Annotated in this window: 12 protein-coding genes and 1 pseudogene; 3 read left to right on the top strand and 10 right to left on the bottom strand. The window is 72.6% G+C overall.

Annotation, left to right across the window (positions count from 1 at the left end):
* Positions 1–5: 5 nt before the first annotated feature.
* The 8 genes from T328_RS26730 to T328_RS26695 all read right to left on the bottom strand — a co-directional run bounded on the left by T328_RS26730 (position 6) and on the right by T328_RS26695 (position 10,603).
* On the bottom strand, positions 6–1,733 hold the full coding sequence (locus T328_RS26730) for a proline--tRNA ligase (RefSeq protein WP_496498731.1): 1,728 nt from the start codon (positions 1,731–1,733) through the stop codon (positions 6–8).
* Positions 1,734–1,846: 113 nt separating this feature from the next.
* Complete coding sequence (locus tag T328_RS26725) at positions 1,847–2,380, bottom strand: GNAT family N-acetyltransferase (RefSeq protein ID WP_496498730.1); 534 nt, start codon at positions 2,378–2,380, stop codon at positions 1,847–1,849.
* A gap of 134 nt (positions 2,381–2,514) precedes the next feature.
* The gene (locus tag T328_RS26720; protein ID WP_496498729.1) at positions 2,515–3,360 is read right to left on the bottom strand and encodes a GNAT family N-acetyltransferase; all 846 of its coding nucleotides are present in this window, start codon (positions 3,358–3,360) and stop codon (positions 2,515–2,517) included.
* 62 nt (positions 3,361–3,422) lie between these two features.
* Entirely contained in the window at positions 3,423–4,577 is a 1,155-nt protein-coding gene (gene ispG / locus T328_RS26715) for a flavodoxin-dependent (E)-4-hydroxy-3-methylbut-2-enyl-diphosphate synthase (protein ID WP_496498728.1), read from the bottom strand.
* Between the two features lie 243 nt (positions 4,578–4,820).
* Positions 4,821–6,137, bottom strand: a complete 1,317-nt coding sequence (locus T328_RS26710; RefSeq protein WP_496498727.1) for a M50 family metallopeptidase — start codon at positions 6,135–6,137, stop codon at positions 4,821–4,823.
* A gap of 40 nt (positions 6,138–6,177) precedes the next feature.
* Positions 6,178–7,464 (bottom strand): 1-deoxy-D-xylulose-5-phosphate reductoisomerase, encoded by a 1,287-nt coding sequence (dxr, locus tag T328_RS26705; protein WP_496498726.1) that lies wholly within the window; start codon positions 7,462–7,464, stop codon positions 6,178–6,180.
* A gap of 17 nt (positions 7,465–7,481) precedes the next feature.
* Complete coding sequence (locus T328_RS26700; RefSeq protein ID WP_496498725.1) at positions 7,482–8,459, bottom strand: sulfite exporter TauE/SafE family protein; 978 nt, start codon at positions 8,457–8,459, stop codon at positions 7,482–7,484.
* Positions 8,460–8,626: 167 nt separating this feature from the next.
* Entirely contained in the window at positions 8,627–10,603 is a 1,977-nt protein-coding gene (locus T328_RS26695; protein WP_496498724.1) for an acyl-CoA dehydrogenase family protein, read from the bottom strand.
* Positions 10,604–11,018: 415 nt separating this feature from the next.
* Here T328_RS26695 and T328_RS26690 point away from each other — a divergent pair, with 415 nt between their 5' ends.
* Together T328_RS26690 and T328_RS26685 are read left to right on the top strand one after the other, a co-directional pair.
* A complete protein-coding gene (locus tag T328_RS26690; RefSeq protein WP_496498723.1) occupies positions 11,019–12,467 on the top strand; it encodes an aldehyde dehydrogenase family protein in 1,449 nt (482 codons plus the stop codon).
* Between the two features lie 328 nt (positions 12,468–12,795).
* On the top strand, positions 12,796–14,019 hold the full coding sequence (locus tag T328_RS26685; RefSeq protein ID WP_496498722.1) for an RNA-guided endonuclease InsQ/TnpB family protein: 1,224 nt from the start codon (positions 12,796–12,798) through the stop codon (positions 14,017–14,019).
* A 57-nt stretch (positions 14,020–14,076) separates the two neighbouring features.
* On the opposite strand, the gene T328_RS26680 is transcribed toward T328_RS26685, so the two are convergent.
* Positions 14,077–16,116 (bottom strand): PucR family transcriptional regulator, encoded by a 2,040-nt coding sequence (locus T328_RS26680; RefSeq protein ID WP_496498721.1) that lies wholly within the window; start codon positions 16,114–16,116, stop codon positions 14,077–14,079.
* A 286-nt stretch (positions 16,117–16,402) separates the two neighbouring features.
* Positions 16,403–16,618: pseudogene (locus T328_RS26675) on the bottom strand (ATP-binding protein); the annotation flags it as partial.
* A 127-nt stretch (positions 16,619–16,745) separates the two neighbouring features.
* Between T328_RS26675 and sigJ the strand changes: the two are divergent.
* Complete coding sequence (gene sigJ, locus T328_RS26670; RefSeq protein WP_496498720.1) at positions 16,746–17,648, top strand: RNA polymerase sigma factor SigJ; 903 nt, start codon at positions 16,746–16,748, stop codon at positions 17,646–17,648.
* Positions 17,649–17,823: the final 175 nt, after the last annotated feature.

The following is a 17,823-nucleotide window of genomic DNA, read 5'->3' as shown; positions in this document are numbered from 1 at the left end:
CCGGGTCAGCCCGCCGCCGTCAGCCGCGCCAGCGCCTCGGCCACGGGCAGCTCCTCGCGCTCCCCGGTGCGGCGGTCCTTCAGCTCCACCACGCCGTCGCCCGCGCGCCGCCCCGCGACCAGGATCTGCGGCACCCCGATCAGCTCGGCGTCGGTGAACCGCACGCCCGGCGACACCGACGCGCGGTCGTCCACCAGCACCCGCACCCCCGCCGCGCCCAGCTTCTCCGCCAGCTCCAGCGCCAGCTCCGTCTGCTTGGCCTTGCCCGCCGCGACGATGTGCACGTCCGCCGGGGCCACCTCCCGCGGCCAGCACAGTCCCAGCTCGTCGTGGGTCTGCTCGGCGAGCGCGGCGACGGCCCGGGAGACCCCGATCCCGTACGAACCCATGGTCACCCGCACCGGCTTGCCGTCCTGGCCGAGGACGTCCAGCTCGAAGGCGTCGGCGTACTTGCGGCCGAGCTGGAAGATGTGGCCGATCTCGATGGCGCGGTCCAGCTCGATGCCGGTGCCGCAGCGCGGGCAGGGGTCGCCGGGCTCCACGACGACCACGTCGAGGTACTGGTCGACCTCGAAGTCACGGCCGCACACCACGTTGCGCGCGTGCGAGTCGGGCTTGTTGGAGCCGGTCACCCACGACGTGCCGGGGGCGACGCGGGGGTCCGCCAGGTAGCGGAAGGCCCTCTTCTCAGGTGGCCCCGTCATGCCCTGCGGGCCGACGTACCCCCGCACGAGGTCGGGGCGGTCGGCGAAGTCCTCGGCGGTGACGACCTCGACCTCGGCCGGGGCCAGCTGCTCGGCGAGCTTGCCGAGGTCGACCTCGCGGTCGCCGGGGACGCCGACCGCGGTGATCTCGCCGTCGATCTTCACCAGCAGGTTCTTCAGCGTCGCGGAGGCGGGGACGCCCAGGTGCGCGGCGAGGGTCTCGATCGTCGGGGTGTTCGGGGTGTCCAGCTCCTCGACCGGCGGGTGCCCGTCGACCGGGGCGGGCGCGACCGTCGTCGTCAGCGCCTCGGTGTTCGCGGCGAACCCGCAGGAGGGGCACTGCACGTACGTGTCCTCGCCCGCGGCGGCGGGGGCGAGGAACTCCTCGCTGGCCGAGCCGCCCATGGCGCCGGACACGGCGGAGACGATGCGGTAGTCGAAGCCGAGCCGGTCGAAGATCCGCCGGTACGCCTCGCGGTGCAGCCCGTAGGAGGCGACGAGGCCGTCGTCGGAGGTGTCGAAGGAGTACGAGTCCTTCATGTGGAACTCGCGTCCGCGCAGCACGCCGGAGCGGGGCCGCGCCTCGTCCCGGTACTTGATCTGGATCTGGTAGAGGATCACGGGCATGTCCTTGTAGGACGAGCACTGGTCCTTGACCACCTGGGCGAAGAGCTCCTCGTGGGTGGGACCGAGCACGTAGTCCACGCCCTTGCGGTCCTTGAGCGCGAAGAGCAGGTCGCCGTACTCCTCGGCGCGGCCCGTCGCCTCGTACAGCTCGCGGGGCAGCAGCGCGGGCAGCAGCACCTCCTGGCCGCCGATGGCGTCCATCTCCTCGCGGACCACCCGTGCCACGTTCTCCAGGACGCGCTTGCCGAGCGGCAGCCACGTCCACACCCCGGCGGAAGAGCGGCGGACGTAGCCCGCGCGGACGAGCAGCTTGTGGCTCGCGGTCTCGGCGTCGGCGGGATCGTCGCGCAGCGTCTTGAGCATCATCCGGGACATGCGCTGAACGTGGCTGTGCTGGCTCATGCCCCGGACTCTAGCGCCGGACGCGGGCCCGCCGGTAATCCATTCGCCGAAGCTGTGGACGGACCACAGGTTGTGGACGACTCAGCTTGTGGACAACTCAGCTTGTGGACAACTCAGCGCAGCAGCGGCAGCTCCGCGCCCATCACCACGTACGGGCTGGGCGCGCCGGGGAAGACCACGCGGCGGGCGAGGTCGCGGTACCCGAGCTGCCGGTACAGGTGGCGCGCGGGGCTCTCCACGTCGATCGCGGAGAGCAGGCTCCTGGGCTCGGCGACGGTGTCGGTGATCCGGGTGATCAGCTCCCGGCCGATGCCACGCTGCTGGAAGGCCGGGTGCACGTGCAGCTCGGTGATGACGAAGGCGTCGTCGAGCCAGCGGTCCTCGCCGACGGCGCGCAGGTACGGCTGGACGACCGTGGACCACCAGTAGACGCGGTTGTTCGGCATGCCGTAGACGAACCCGACGAGCCGGCCGGTGGCAGTGGTGGCGCCGAGCGCGCAGGCGCCGGAGTTGGTCAGGTGCCGCAGCACGACGTGCCGGCGGACGCCGATCTCGTCGTCGGTGAGCCCGAAGGCGACGGCCTGCACGGCGAGCGCGTCGTCCACTCGGGCGGCGAGGTCGAGGGGGCCGACGACGACGTCATCCATGGCTGGGCACCTTACCGTGCGCTCGCGGGCCGCCGTTCCACCCCCGCGGCCACGCCCCCGGCACGGTGCCGGAACGCCGCGGGCACGACGCCGTGCGAGCCCCGCACAGCCCGTGCGCCCCGCGGGCAGGGCCCTCAGAACAGCACGCTCATGAAGGCCCCGACCTCGCGGAAGCCCACTTTGCGGTACGCCGCGCGGGCCACCGTGTTGAAGTCGTTCACGTACAGGCTGACCACCGGAGCGACCTCGCGCAGCGCGTACTGCAGGACCGCCGCAAGGCCCGTCTCCGACAGCCCGCGCCCGCGGTGCTCCGGCGCCACCCACACGCCCTGGATCTGGCACGCCTGCGGCGTCGCCGCGCCGATCTCCGCCTTGAACACGACCTCGCCGTTCTCCACCCGCGCGAAGGACCGGCCGCCGCCGACCAGCTCCGCGACCCGCGCCTGGTACAGCAGCCCGCCGTCGCCGGCGAGTGGCGAGACGCCGACCTCCTCGGTGAACATCGCCACGCACGCCGGCATGATCAGGTCCATCTCGTCCTTGCGGATGCGGCGGACCAGCGGGTCGGGCTCGACAGTCGCGGGTATCGAGGTGGTGACCATGAGCGGCTGCCGGGCGCGCACCTCGCGCGCGGGGCCCCAGGCGGGCTCCAGCAGGGACCACAGCCCGGCGGTGGACTCGGCCGGGCCGACGATCGAGGAGCAGCGCCGCCCCGCGCGCCGGGCGCGCTCGGCGAAGCCGCGTACGGCCTCGGGGGTGGCGCAGACCGGCACGAGGTTGGCGCCCGCGTAGCACAGGGACGTCAGCCGCCCGCCCGCGTACCAGCCCCACAGCTCGCCGCCGAGGCGCCAGGGGTCGAGTCCGGCGACGGCGACGCGGGAGGCGACGAACGCGTTGGCGACCGGTTCGCGGTCGAGCACGGCGCGAGCGGCGTCGAGCTCAGCGGGCTCGAGCAGCCGTGTGGTGGTGGTCGTCAACACAGCGGCACTGTACCTGTGGGTGCGTCCGCCCGCTTCCTGTGGGTACGCCCCGTGCCCGGGGGTCAGCCGACCGTGACCTCGGGCTCCCCTGAGGCGGCGCCGTCCGCCTCCAGCCGCTCGGCGATCTTCATCGCCTCCTCGATCAGCGTCTCGACGATCTTCGACTCGGGCACGGTCTTGATGACCTCGCCCTTGACGAAGATCTGGCCCTTGCCGTTGCCGGAGGCGACACCGAGGTCGGCCTCGCGGGCCTCGCCCGGGCCGTTGACGACGCAGCCCATGACGGCCACGCGCAGCGGCACCTCCATGCCGTCCAGGCCGGCGGTGACCTCGTCGGCGAGTTTGTAGACGTCGACCTGGGCGCGGCCGCAGGACGGGCAGGAGACGATCTCCAGCCGCCGCTCGCGCAGGCCGAGGGACTCCAGGATCTGGATGCCGACCTTGACCTCCTCCACCGGCGGAGCGGAGAGGGAGACGCGGATGGTGTCGCCGATGCCCTCACCGAGCAGCGCGCCGAAGGCGACGGCGGACTTGACGGTGCCCTGGAAGGCGGGGCCGGCCTCGGTGACGCCGAGGTGCAGCGGGTAGTCGCACCGGGCGGCGAGCTGCCGGTAGGCGTTGACCATGACGACGGGGTCGTTGTGCTTCACCGAGATCTTGATGTCCGAGAAGCCGTGCTCCTCGAACAGCGAGCACTCCCAGAGCGCGGACTCGACCAGCGCCTCCGGGGTGGCCTTGCCGTACTTCGCGAGCAGCCGCCGGTCGAGCGAGCCGGCGTTGACCCCGATCCGGATGGGGGTGCCGGCGGCGGACGCGGCCTTGGCGATCTGCTTGACCTGGTCGTCGAACTTCTTGATGTTGCCGGGGTTCACGCGGACCGCGGCGCAGCCGGCGTCGATCGCGGCGTACACGTACTTCGGCTGGAAGTGGATGTCCGCGATCACGGGGATCTGCGACTTCCGGGCGATCACGGGCAGCGCGTCGGCGTCGTCCTGCGTGGGACAGGCCACCCGGACGATCTGGCAGCCGGACGCGGTCAGCTCGGCGATCTGCTGGAGGGTGGCGCCGATGTCGGAGGTACGGGTGGTGGTCATCGACTGGACGGAGACCGGTGCGTCTCCGCCGACGGCGACGGAGCCGACCTGCAGCATGCGACTCGCCCTGCGCTCGGCCATCTTCAGCGGAACGGACGGCATTCCCAGCGAAACGGCAGTCATCTGGCGGCAACCCCTGTGGTACGGATCATGGCCCCCGCCGGACGAGGGCCCCGCACCCGAGATTACGGCACCCGTCCGCGGCTCCCCGGCCGGCGGGTGGGGTGGTCACCGGTTTCGTCGACAAAACGGCACCGTACGTTTACCGCGCCGTACACCGGGATCGCCGCGGGAGACCGCGATGGGGCGGGCAGGCGGCGGGGCGGGGGCGTACGCCGTGGTCCGCGCCCCGCGCCGCCGCCGGCGTCAGCCCGTGAGCTTCACCGGGTTCACCACGTCCGCCACGAGCACCAGCAGCGTGAAGCAGATGAACACCCCGGCGACGACGTACGCCACCGGCATCAGCTTCGCCACGTCGAACGGCCCGGGGTCGGGTCGTCGGAAGACCCGCGCGAACGTGCGCCGCACCGACTCCCACAGCGCCCCGGCGATGTGCCCGCCGTCCAGCGGCAGCAGCGGCAGCATGTTGAACAGGAACAGCGACAGGTTGAAGCCCGCCACCAGCAGCAGCATCGACGCCACCCGCTGCTCCGGCGGGATGTCGAGGTTCAGCACCTCGCCGCCCACCCGAGCCGCGCCGACGACGCCGACCGGCGAGTCCTCCTTGCGCTCCTCGCCCTGGAACGCCGCGTTCCACAGGTCGGGGACCTTCGACGGCAGCGCGATGAGCGCGTCGACGCCGTTGATGACCATGTCGCCCATGCGGTCCACGGACTGGCCGAAGTCCTGCCTGACGACGCCGCTGGCGGGGGTGAAGCCGAGGAAGCCGGCCTTCACGTACTCGCCGTCGACGTAGCCGCCGTCGCCGTCGCTCTTGCTCACCGTGTTCTCGGTGAGCGTGGGGTGCAGGTCGACGCGCCTGCCGTCGCGCTCGACGGTGACGGTGGCCGGGCCGATGGTGTCGCGGATGCTGGTCTGCAGGGTCTCCCAGTCGTCGATCGGGCGGCCGTTGAACGCCACGATCTCGTCGCCGCGCTGCAGCCCCGCCGCCTTGGCCGGCGCGGCGGGGTCGCCCTCCCGGCACTTGCGGTCGGGGTTCTGGGCGACCGCCTCGGCCTTGATCACGCAGTCGGACACCGAGCCCACGGTGGTGGTCTGGGTGGCGATGCCGAACGTCATCATGACGCCGACGAACACCACGACGGCCAGCACCAGGTTCATGAACGGCCCGGCGAACATCACGATGACCCGCTTCCACGGGGCGCGCGTGTACAGCAGCCGCTTCTCGTCGCCGGGCTGCAGCTCCTCGTACGCTGCCGCCCGGGCGTCCTCGATCATGCCGCGGAAGGGCGAGGTCGAGCGCTTCTGGACCTTACCGTCGTCGCCGGGCGGGAACATCCCGATCATGCGGATGTAGCCGCCGAGCGGGATGGCCTTGATGCCGTACTCCGTTTCGCCCTTCGTCCGCGACCAGATGGTCGGGCCGAAGCCCACCATGAACTGCGGGACCCGGACGCCGAACATCTTGGCCGTGGTCATGTGGCCGAGCTCGTGCCAGGCGATGGAGATGAGCAGTCCGAAGGCGAAGACGACAATGCCGAGAACCGTCATGAATGCCGTCATGTACGCACCTTCGCCGTCACTGTGTCGTTCTGGGGCATGGTCAGTTGGTCGTGCTGTCGGCCGGCAGCCCGGCCAGCTCCCTGGCCCGGGCGCGCGCCCAGGTCTCGGCTTCGAGGACGTCCGCGACCGTCAGCCGGGTTCCCGGATCGTCCGTGCCGTGTTCCGCGACGACCTGGCTGACGGTGTCCATGATGCCAAGGAACGGCAACTTGCCGGTGAGGAAGCCGTCGACACACTCCTCGTTCGCGGCGTTGAAGACCGCCGGGGCGGTGCCGCCGAGGGCGCCGACATGGCAGGCGAGCGGCACGGACGGGAACGCCTTCTCGTCGAGCGGGAAGAACTCCCAGGTGGAGGCGGTCGACCAGTCGAAGGCGGGCGCGGCGTCCGGCACCCGGTCCGGCCAGCCGAGCGCCAGCGCGATCGGCATCCGCATGTCGGGCGGGCTGGCCTGGGCGAGGGCGGAGCCGTCGGTGAACTCGACCATGGAGTGCACGTAGGACTGCGGGTGGACGACGACCTCGATGCGGTCGAAGGGCACGTCGTAGAGCAGGTGTGCCTCGATGACCTCCAGGCCCTTGTTGACCAGGGTGGAGGAGTTGATGGTGACGACCGGGCCCATGTCCCACGTCGGGTGGGCGAGCGCCTGCTCCGGGGTGACGTCCTTCAGCTCGTCGCGCGTCCGGCCGCGGAACGGGCCGCCGGAGGCGGTGACGAGCAGCTTGCGCACCTCGCCGCGGGAGCCGCCGAGCAGGGCCTGGTAGAGGGCGGAGTGCTCGGAGTCCACGGGGACGATCTGACCGTGCCGGGCCACGTCCTTGACCAGCGGGCCGCCGACGATGAGCGACTCCTTGTTGGCCAGCGCCAGCATGCGCCCGGCCTTGAGGGCGGCGAGGGTGGGCGCGAGACCGATGGAGCCGGTGATGCCGTTGAGCACGGTGTGGCACTCGTCGGCGGCGACCTCGGTGGCGGCGTCCGGGCCGGCCAGCACCTCGGGCGCCGGCTCGCCGGCCCCGTACCGGGCGGCCAGCGCCTCGCGCAGCTCGCCGGCCTTGTCGGCGCGGGCGACGGCGACGCGGCGTACCCCCAGCCGGTGCGCCTGCTCGGCCAGCAGCTCCACCCGGCCGCCCGCCGCGGACAGGGCGGTGACGCGGAACCGGTCCGGGTTGCGCAGCACGATGTCGATGGCCTGGGTGCCGATGGAGCCGGTCGAGCCGAGGATGACGATCTCGCGAGGGCCGTCCTCGGCGGTCGCGGGGGTCGCGGGGGTCGCAGCGGTCGCGGAGCGCAGGTGCGGATCGGCGAGCGGAGCAGCTGAGGTCTCGGTCATCGCCCCATTGTGTCCGCTCAGACTTGGCGCGGAGCAGATGCCCTCCCGACGCCGTCGGCCGGGGGCTCTCCCGCCGGTTCACCGACGGCCTCCGGGGTCGCTCCGGCGGCTTTCGCCGGGTCCGTCCCGGGCCGCGGGCGGCGCGGGCGGCTGCTGATCACGGCGTACGCGGCGAGCAGGGCGGCGGCGGGGACGATGACGGTCTCCGGCACGTGTACCAGCGACAGCCCGGTGGCCAGCAGGATGATCGCCAGCACCCAGCGCAGCACGCCGCCGGGGGCGCGGGTGGAGAGCACGGCGCCGAGGAGCACGCCGGGGATGGCGCCGACGAGCAGGACGGAGGCGAGGCCGAGGCTGGCGTCGCCGACGAGGAAGTGGCCGGCCGCCGCGGCGGCGACGATCGGGATGGCCTGGACGAGGTCGGTGCCGACGAGGTGGTTGGCCTTCAGCCGGGGGTGCACGAGCATCAGCATCACGATGATCAGCGAACCCGAGCCGACCGACGTCATGCCGACGACGAGGCCGCCGATGAGCCCGATGAGCAGCGTGGCCCCGGGTCGTACCGGCACGTGCGCGTCCTCGGCCGCCTCACCGTCCCGCGCGGCGCGCCGCCGGTCCAGCCACATCCGGGCCACCATGCCGGTGACGGCGAGCAGCAGGGCCGCGCCGATGACGATCTTCACCCGGCTCTGCAGGTCCTCACCCTCGCCGAGGAACTGCAGCAGAAAGGCGCCGCAGAACGCGGCCGGTACCCCGGTGGGCAGCAGCCACCGCACGACGTCCCAGCGGACGGTGCCGGCCTTCTGGTGCACGGCGGCACCGAAGGGCTTCATGAACACCGACGTCGCGAGGTCGCTGCCGATGGCCTGGGTGGGGTTGACGCCGAAGACCGTCACCATGATGGGAGTCATGAGGGCACCGCCGCCCATCCCCGTCAGACCCACCATGCAGCCGACGAGGGCTCCGGCCGCGACCATCGACCACGAGAAGTCCATAGGCATCGATACTAGGGATTTCCTATCGGGATGCTAGGGATAGCCTTCGATCATTTTCGCCCGGGGACGTGAGGTGCGCCACCCGGGCACGGCCACCCAAGCGTGGTGAGGAGATCCCTTCAACAAGCCGTGTTCGTGGCACGGCAGCCGACCTGACTGCCGTCCCGCTACCGGATCGGCCGGTGCACGTTCGGCTTCTTCGCCGGCCCCGGCTCGGCCTCCGCGATCCACGGGCCGTCGCCCGACGGGTCCACGATGCCCTCCTCCAGCCAGGTGTACGCGTCGTCCAGCACCCGCCGCACCACCCGGCCGTCCAGGTCGTCGGTGTTCGTCCACAGCCGGCCGAACAGCTCGTCGACCCGGATGCGGGCCTGCCGGCAGAAGACGTCGGCCAGTTCGTACGCCTCCTTGCCGTGCCCGGCCTGCCCGGCGGCGGTGCGCAGCATCTCGGCCCGTACGCACGCGGCGCTCATCGCGAACAGCTCCGCGCCGATGTCCACGACCCGGCCGAGGAAGCCCTGTTTGGTCTCCATCCGGCCCTGCCAGCGGGACATGCCGTAGAACGTGGAGCGCGCCAGCCGGCGGGCGCTGCGCTCGACGAAGCGCAGGTGGGTGGAGAGGTCGCGGTGCCCGGACGGGTGGAACTCGCCGTACGTCCGCGGCACCTGCCCCTTGCCCGCGACCAGCTTCGGCAGCCAGCGGGCGTAGAAGCCGCCGGCCCGCGCGCCGGCGCGCGCCTTCTCGGAGAGGTTCTTCCGCGGGTCGATGAGGTCGCCGGCGACCTTGAGGTGGGCGTCCACCGCCTCCCGGGCGATGAGCAGGTGCATGATCTCGGTCGAGCCCTCGAAGATCCGGTTGATCCTCAGGTCCCGCACCATCTGCTCGGCCGGGATCGCCCTCTCGCCGCGGGCGGCGAGCGAATCGGCGGTCTCGTAGCCACGGCCGCCGCGGATCTGGATCAGCTCGTCGGCGATGAGGCTGGCCATCTCCGAGCCGTAGAGCTTGGCGAGCGCGGCCTCGATGCGGATGTCGTTGCGGTCCTCGTCGGCCATCTGCGACGACAGGTCGAGGACGGCCTCCAGGGCGAAGGTCGTGCCCGCGATGAACGAGATCTTCGAGCCGACGGCCTCGTGCTCGGCGACCGGCCTGCCCCACTGCTCACGGGCGCCGCCCCAGCCGCGGGCGATCTTCAGGCACCACTTGCCCGCGCCCACGCAGAGCGCGGGCAGCGAAAGACGGCCGGTGTTGAGCGTGGTCAGCGCGATCTTCAGGCCCGCGCCCTCGGGGCCGATGCGGTTGGCGGCGGGGACGCGCACCCGGTGGAAGCGGGTGACGCCGTTCTCGATGCCGCGCAGTCCCATGAACCGGTTGCGGTTCTCCACGGTGACGCCCTCGGCACCGGCCTCGACGACGAAGGCCGTGATGCCGCCCTTGTGCCCCTCGGCCCCTCCGTCCGACGGGCGCGGCGGCACCCGGGCCATGACCACGAGCAGGTCGGCGACGACGCCGTTGGTGGTCCAGAGCTTGACGCCGTCGAGCAGGTAGTCGGCGTCGGGGCCGTCGCCGTCGGGGACGGCGGTGGTGGCCAGCCGGGCCGGGTCGGAGCCGACGTCGGGCTCGGTGAGCAGGAAGGCGGAGATGTCGGTACGGGCGCACCGGGGCAGGAACTCCTCCTTCTGCTCCTCGGTGCCGAAGAGCTTCAGCGGCTGCGGCACGCCGATCGACTGGTGCGCCGAGAGGAGCGCGCCGACGGCGGGGCTCGCGGTGCCGACGAGGGCGAGGGACTTGTTGTAGTAGACCTGCGTGAGGCCGAGACCGCCGTACTTGCGGTCGATCTTCATACCGAAGGCGCCGATCTCCTTCAGCCCGCGCACGGTCTCGTCCGGGATCTGCGCGTCGCGCTCGATGACGGCCCCGTCGATCTGCGTCTCGCAGAAGTCGCGCAGCTTGGCGAGGAACGCCTCGCCGCGCTCCACGTCCGCGGGCGCGGGCTCGGGGTGCGGGTGGATGAGGTCGAGCCGGAAACGGCCGAGGAACAGCTCCTTGGCGAAGCTGGGCTTGCGCCAGTCCTGCTCGCGTGCGGCCTCGGCGACCTCCCTGGCTTCCTTCTCGGAGACGGACGGCCGTGTGGATGGTGCGGTCATGAGGGAACTCACCTCGCCGCTGAGTCGGGGTGTTACCAGCCGGTGCTACTTGTGCGTATGTACCCGATACGGCCGGAAGACACCACCCCGCGCGCGCCATTCGGGTGCAACACGCCCTGCGGGCGCCCCGCGCGCCCCACGATCTCCCGCACTTCCCGCACCTTCTCGCGCTTACTCGCGCTTACTCGCGCTTACTCGCAAGTCTTCCCGCACTCCCACCCAGGGTAGGCCGCCCCTACGACAAGATCACCCGGCGCCGCCGCCCCGCCGTCCACTCCGCCGCCCACCCTGCCGCCCACCCTGCCGCCGCGTAGCGGCGCACCCGCCGAGTGCTACGCGCCGGACAACACACCCAGCCCCGCGGACCGCCTACCGTAGGCAGCAGAGGTACGCGACTCTCCGGAGGGAATCCGCCGTGACTTCCACACAAGCGTTCTGGCTCGCCGGCCGGCAGGCGGCCGGCCAGGACACCCTAGACGTCACCTCGCCCTGGGACGGCCGCAAGGTCGGCACGGTGAGCATCCCCACCGACGCCCAGACCGAGGAGGCCGTCGCCGCCGCGCACGCGGTGAAGGACGAGCTGGCCGCCACCCCCGCGCACGTGCGCGCCGCGGCGCTCGACCACGTGACCAAGCAGATCGCCGGGCGCGCCGAGGAGATCGCCCGGCTAATCTCCGCCGAGAACGGCAAGCCGCTGAAGTGGGCCCGCGGCGAGGTCGGCCGCGCCGTGTCCACGTTCCGCTTCGCCACCGAGGAGGCCCGCAGGTGGGGCAGCGGCGAGGGCCAGCGGCTCGACACCGACCCGGGCGGCGGGGGCAGGCTGGCCTTCACCCGCCGCTTCCCGTACGGCCCGGTCCTCGGCATCGCGCCGTTCAACTTCCCGCTGAACCTCTGCGCCCACAAGGTCGCCCCGGCGCTCGCGGTGGGCGCGCCGATCATCCTCAAGCCCGCCCCCGCCACGCCGCTCTCGGCGCTGCTGCTGGGCGAGCTGCTGGCGGAGACCGACCTGCCGGCCGGCAGCTGGAGCGTGCTCCCGGTGCCGAACGACCGCATGCCCTCCCTCACCCAGGACGAGCGGCTGCCGATCATCTCCTTCACCGGCTCGGACAAGGTCGGCTACGACATCCTCAAGTCCGTCCCCGGCAAGCGCGTCACGCTGGAACTGGGCGGCAACGGCGCCGCCGTCGTCCTCGCCGACTACGCCTCCGAGGCCGACCTCGACCACGCCGCGCAGCGGATCGGCACGTTCGCGAACTACCAGGCGGGTCAGTCCTGCATCTCCGTCCAGCGCGTGATCGCCGACGCCTCGGTGTACGAGCGCCTGGTGCCCAAGGTCGTCGCGGCCGTCGAGGCGCAGGTGACCGGCGACCCGTCGGACGACGCCACCGACGTCGGCCCGATGGTCAGCGAGGACGCGGCCAGGCGGCTGGAGTCGTGGGTCGACGAGGCCGTGGGCGCGGGCGCCCGGCTGCTGACCGGCGGCAAGCGGGACGGTGCGTCGTACGCGCCGACGGTGCTGACGGACGTGCCGGGCGGCGTGAGGATCTCCGGCGAGGAGGCGTTCGGCCCGGTGGTGACGGTGCAGCGGGCGGACAGCGAGCAGGCCGCGTTCGCGGCGGTCAACGACTCGAAGTACGGCCTGCAGGCGGGCGTGTTCACGCACGACGTACAGAGCGCCTTCCGGGCGCAGCGGGAGCTGGAGGTCGGCGGCGTGATCGTCGGGGACGTCCCGTCGTACCGCGCGGACCAGATGCCGTACGGCGGCGTGAAGCGCTCCGGCGTGGGGCGCGAGGGCGTGCGGTACGCGATGGAGGACTACACGTACGAGAAGGTCATGGTCTTCACGGGCCTCGACGCGCTCTGACGAAGCGCTGAGACGCGCGAGGACCCCTGGGACGGATCCCCGGGGGTCCTCGCGTTTCGGCCAACCCGAGAATAACTATGAATCAAATGATGGCCGTCCCCTGACAACGACGGGGACGGCTCTCTAGCCTCGCACTTCGCATGGCGGGCCGTCCGGATCCACGCAGGTCGACCGCCTGATCTCCTTCATCCGCCTCAGATGAATATCGGCGAACACTCTGTGCCGGAACTTCGTCACGAAAACCAGATGAACATGCATCACGAACACCAGTGCCGACCAGTTCTGATCTTCTGCATCTCTCCCATAACCAAGTATCTACGGTGTCCTCATGCAGCTTCGGTACAGCTTCCGCCTGTACCCGGACACCGGTCAGCGCATGGCGCTGGGGAGAGCGTTCGGGTGCGCCCGCGTCGTCTTCAACGACGCGGTGCGCGCCCGTGAGGACGCCCGGACCGCCGGCCTGCCCTACCCGAAGGCCGCCGAGTTGTCGAAGAAGCTGATCACCCAGGCCAAGCAGACGGTGGAGCGCTCCTGGCTGGGCGAGGTGTCCTCCGTCGTCCTCCGGCAGTCCCTGCGGGACATCGAGACGGCTTACCGCAACTTCTTCGCCTCCCTCAAAGGCACCCGCAAGGGCCCGAAACTCGGCCCTCCCCGCTTCAAATCCCGCAGGGATGCCCGACAGTCGATCCGCTTCACGGCCAACGCCCGCTGGTCCATCACCGACAACGGCCGGCTGAACCTGCCCAAGATCGGTGCGGTTAAAGTCAAGTGGTCGCGCACCCTGCCCACCACCCCCACCTCGGTCACCGTGATCAAGGACAGCGCGGGCAGGTTCTTCGCGTCGTTCGTCATCGACACCGATCCGGCCGCCGACGCCGCTCGCATGTCGGCCACCGACCAGACCATCGGCATCGACCTGGGCCCCACGCACTTCGCGGTCCTGTCCACCGGTGAGAAGATCGACTCCCCCAGGTTCCTGCGCCGGGCGGAGAAGAAACTCAAGAAGGCCCAGAACAACATGTCCCGCAAGAAGAAGGGAAGCAAGAACCGCGAGAAGGCCCGCCTGAAGGTCGCCCGCGCCCACGCGAAGGTGACAGACGCCCGCCACGAGTTCCTCCACCAGCTCTCCACCCGCCTGATCCGCGAGAACCAAGCGATCGGCGTGGAGGACCTGGCGGTCAAGGCTCTGGCGCGCACCACCATGGCCAAGTCCGTCCATGACGCTGGCTGGTCGAAGTTCGTCGCCATGCTCGATTACAAGGCAACCCGGTACGGTCGTGCCCTGATCAAGATCGGCCGGTTCGAACCGACCTCCCAGACCTGCTCGGCCTGCGGACACCGAGACGGACCCAAACCCCTCCACATCCGGGAATGGACCTGCCCGGTCTGCAACACCGTCCACGACCGGGACATCAACGCAGCGATCAATGTGAAGAAGGCCGCCGGACTTGGCGGTGACAGCCTGCGGAGCGTAGGTAAGACCGGACCCGTTCCGGCACCACGTGAAGAACCAGGAAGCCACGGATTCTCCACCGAAAACCGTGCCGCATAGCGGCACAGCAACGGAACGGAAGGCCAGAATCCCCGCCCCCCCGGGCAGGGTTGCGAGTCAAGCCTTGAGGGCCAGCCACAGCTCCATCCGCGTGTCCGGGTCGTCCAGCGAGCGCCCGAGGATCTCCTCGACCCGCCGCATCCGGTACCGCAGCGTGTGCCGGTGCACGCCGAGGTCGGCCGCCGCCGCGTCCCACTGCCCGTGCCGGGACAGCCACGCCCGCAGCGAGGCGACGAGGTCGCCCCGGCCCCGCTCGTCGTGCTCCCGCAGCGCCCGCAGCGTGCCGTCCGCGAACGCCTGCACCGCGTCGTCCGCCAGCAGGTCCACCACCGACCCCGCCGTGACGTCCTCGTGCTCCACCAGCACCCGCCCGCGCCGGCGCGCCACCGACAGCGCCTGTTCGGCCTGCTTGTACGCCACCGTCACCACCGCGGGCCCCGCCGGCGCCGACACCCCGGCGACCAGCGGCAGCGCCCCCTGCCCCGTGCCCGACCCGCGTGCCTGCCCCACCGCGCCCGGGTGCGCGGCCTCGACGCGCGCGGCGTGCTGCGCCGCCGCCTCCGCGACCGCGCCGCCGTCCGTCGCCAGGACGACGAGCCGCCCGGCGTCGGGCACCGCGAGGAACGACTCGCCGGACCCCGCCGCCGCGGCGTCGAGCGCGTCGGCCAGTTCCCCCAGCGCCTCCGGCAGCGGCTCCGGGTCCCCGTCGCCCGCCGGCGCCACCGGCGTGGCGGCCTCGGCGACCAGGAGCCGTACGGGCGCGTCCAGCAGCCCTCCGTAGAGCGGCCCGGCGACGGACCGCGCGTGGTCGGGCTGGCCGGCGAGCAGCAGCCGCAGCACCGCCGTGCCGAGGCGCTGCTCGGCGGCGGAGAAGGCGCTGGAGCGCTCGGTGACGAGGGTGAGGAGGGAGACGGCGGCGTGCACGGCGTAGCGCTCGGCGGGGGCGAGCTTGCCGCCGGTGCCGACGGCGAGGACGCCGCCGCGACGCCGCCCGGAACCGAGGGACTGCAGCTCGACGCGGTCCTCGGTGCGGTCCTCGGTGCGGTCCCGGCCGTCGGCGGGGCGGGCCGTGGCGGCGCGCGGAGCCGGGCCGGCCACGGGCGCGGCGGCGGCGCGCGGGCCGCCCCGGCCCGGGGCGGCGGCGCCGGACGTACCCCCGCCGGCCGCGGCGCCACCGGCGGCACCGGCCGCACCGGCGGCACCCCGGCCCGACGCGGCACCACCCTGCGCGGCCCTGTCCGTCGAAACCCCGTCCGCTGAAGCCCCATCCGCCGAAGCACTGTCCGCCGCCCGGTCGGACGCGCCCACCGCCGCCGAAGCGCCGCCCGGCGCGCCACCCCCCGGCGCGGCACCGCCGGCCGCGTCGCCCGGCCCGGCCCTCCGCCCCTCCGGCGTCTCCTCGGCGCCCCCCGCCGCCCCGTCTCCCGCCGCCCCCTCTCCCTCCGCGCCCTCGACCGGCACCCCCGCCACCACCGCGCTCGCCGGCACCGGCCGCCGCCGCAGCCGCGCCACGTCGCCCTTCAGCGCCTCCGCCCGCGCCGCCGCCCGCCCCGGCGCCACGGCGAGCACCTCCCCCGCCGGGTCGTACAGCGCCGCCCACCCGCGCACGTGCGCGGCGAGCCGGCTGACGACGGTCGCCGGGCCGTCCGCGCCGAGCGCCGCCCGCGTCAGGTCCCGCTGGGCCTCGAAGCCGCGGGTCAGCGCCCGGTACTGGTCGGCGGCGATGGCCGCCGAGACCACCTTGGAGATGGCGATGAACGGCGTCGCCCGGGGCACCTCCAGCAACGGCATCCGCGCCTCCCGGGCCGCCGCGAGCAGCGCCTGGGGCACCGTGTCGAAGTTCACGCCGGCTCCGAAGCCCAGCCCGACCACGCCGGCGTCCGCCAGCCGCCGCACGTAACGGTGCATCGCGTCGGCGTCGTCGACGTCGAGCTTCAGCGCGGTCGTCAGGATCAGCTCGCCGCCTTCGAGGTACGGCGCGGGGTCGACCAACTCGCTGGTGTGCGCCCAGCGCACGTCCGCGCCCAGCTCGTCGGCGCCGGTGCGGACGGAGAGCTTGAGGGTGGGGTGGCGGACGAGCGAGGCGAGCGTGGGCATGGCACCTTCTGGCTTCTGGCTGGTGCAGCGGCCCGCGGGGCCGCTGTGCGGTTCATGACTGGGCATGACTGTCTGCGCGACCGCCTCGGCCGGGCCGGATCGTACGCGACCGACCCTGACCGTCCCCCGCCCGACCCCGACCGGCTCGACCGTCGACTGTCGTCCGTCCGAAGTCCGGCGATCCACACCGCCCTCCGACCGTCGCGGAGGTCTCCGACCGCTTTCAGACCGTGCTTTCGCGCGATTCCTTACGACGCTCCGTATGAAAGGCTCTGCTTATTGTGCCTCAGTGGTGCAAGTCGACGAGCGCCGGAGGCGTCCGCTCGCCGCCCACCGTCGTCACGGACAGCACCGCGTGCCCGGGCGGCAGCGTGTTCACCAGCTCCGAGGCCGACCAGCGCTCCCGCTCCACGGTGCGCACCGTCACCGAGCGGCTCATGGCTTTCGTACCCGTGAAGACCTGCCGTATCCACCGCGGCAGCCGCCGGATCAGCCGGCCGCTACCTCCCGCACCCCCTGGAGTCACACATCCGTCCCCCGCGTCGTCCTGAAGACATGAGAAACACCACCTCCGGGGGACCCCGCACAGCGACCGCCGACGCCGTCTTCGGGCAAGGGAGGCGGTGACGGTGCCGCACGACGAAAGCCTCGCCCGGGCCTTCGAGAAGGAGCGCCCCCGGCTGCTCCGCGTCGCGTACACCACCACCGGCTCCCTCGCCGAGGCCGAGGACTGCGTGCAGGAGTCCTGGCTGCGGCTGCGCCGCGTGCCCGATCCCGGCGCGATACCGGACCTGCGCGCCTGGCTCACCACCGTCGTCGGCCGGATCGCGCTCGACGCGCTCGGCAGCGCCCGCTCCCGCCGCGAGCGGTACGTGGGCACCTGGCTCCCCGAGCCGCTGGTGGAGCCGACCGTGCCGGGGCCGGTCGCGCCCGACCCGGCCGAGCAGGTGACGCTCGACGAGTCGGTGAGCATGGCCTTGCTCGTGCTGCTGGACGAGCTGTCCCCCGCGCAGCGCACCGCCTTCCTCCTCCACGACGTCTTCGGGCTGCCCTTCGACCAGGTCGCCGAGGTCGTCGGCCGCACCCCGGCCGCCGTGCGCCAACTCGCCTCCCGCGCCCGTCGGCACGTCGAGCGGAACCGGCCGCACGCGCCCGCCCCGCGCGCGGAGCAGCGGCGGCTGGTGCACGCGTTCGCCGCCGCCTGCCAGGGGGGCGACCTGGAGGGGCTGGTGCGGCTGCTCGACCCGGACGTGGCGTGGCGCGGCGACGGCGGCGGTCTGGTGTCGTCGCTCCCCGGGGTGGTGCGGGGGGCCGGGCGGGTGGCGCGGGGGCTGATCTCGTTCGGCGGCGGGCCGCTGCCGCCGGGGGCCATGCGCGTGGTCACCGTCAACGGGGCGGCGGGGCTGCTGTTGTACGGGCCGGAGGGGGAGGTGTCGGTGGCGGCGTTCACGGTCGACAGCGGCCGGATCACGGCGATCGACGTGCAGCGCAACCCGGAGAAGCTGACGTCGGTCCGCTTCCCGGAGGCGTGAACCGGTCCCCACCGCCCCCACCCGCGCCCCTCTGCCCCACGCCCGCGCCCCCGCCGCCGTACGCCGCGCGTCCCCGGCTCACCCGCCCCCTGTCCACCATGGACAAAGCGACACGGCACACCGCTCCCCCGCGGAGCATGCCCCCACCCGGCGCCCGGCCCTAGCCTGCGAGGGA

It is taken from the genome of Streptomyces sp. CNX435 (genome assembly GCF_059570575.1).
Note: the sequence above shows the minus strand (reverse complement) of the source record. Positions and strands in the feature narration are given on the sequence as shown.

Bases quoted from the DNA above. Each gene is read 5' to 3' on its own strand.
- T328_RS26700 (WP_496498725.1), bottom strand. From the start codon at position 8,459: ATGGACTTCTCGTGGTCGATGGTCGCGGCCGGAGCCCTCGTCGGCTGC.
- T328_RS26695 (WP_496498724.1), bottom strand. From the start codon at position 10,603: ATGACCGCACCATCCACACGGCCGTCCGTCTCCGAGAAGGAAGCCAGG.
- T328_RS26685 (WP_496498722.1), top strand. From the start codon at position 12,796: ATGCAGCTTCGGTACAGCTTCCGCCTGTACCCGGACACCGGTCAGCGC.
- T328_RS26725 (WP_496498730.1), bottom strand. From the start codon at position 2,380: ATGGATGACGTCGTCGTCGGCCCCCTCGACCTCGCCGCCCGAGTGGAC.
- T328_RS26730 (WP_496498731.1), bottom strand. From the start codon at position 1,733: ATGAGCCAGCACAGCCACGTTCAGCGCATGTCCCGGATGATGCTCAAG.
- ispG (WP_496498728.1), bottom strand. From the start codon at position 4,577: ATGACTGCCGTTTCGCTGGGAATGCCGTCCGTTCCGCTGAAGATGGCC.
- T328_RS26710 (WP_496498727.1), bottom strand. From the start codon at position 6,137: ATGACGGCATTCATGACGGTTCTCGGCATTGTCGTCTTCGCCTTCGGA.
- T328_RS26680 (WP_496498721.1), bottom strand. From the start codon at position 16,116: ATGCCCACGCTCGCCTCGCTCGTCCGCCACCCCACCCTCAAGCTCTCC.
- dxr (WP_496498726.1), bottom strand. From the start codon at position 7,464: ATGACCGAGACCTCAGCTGCTCCGCTCGCCGATCCGCACCTGCGCTCC.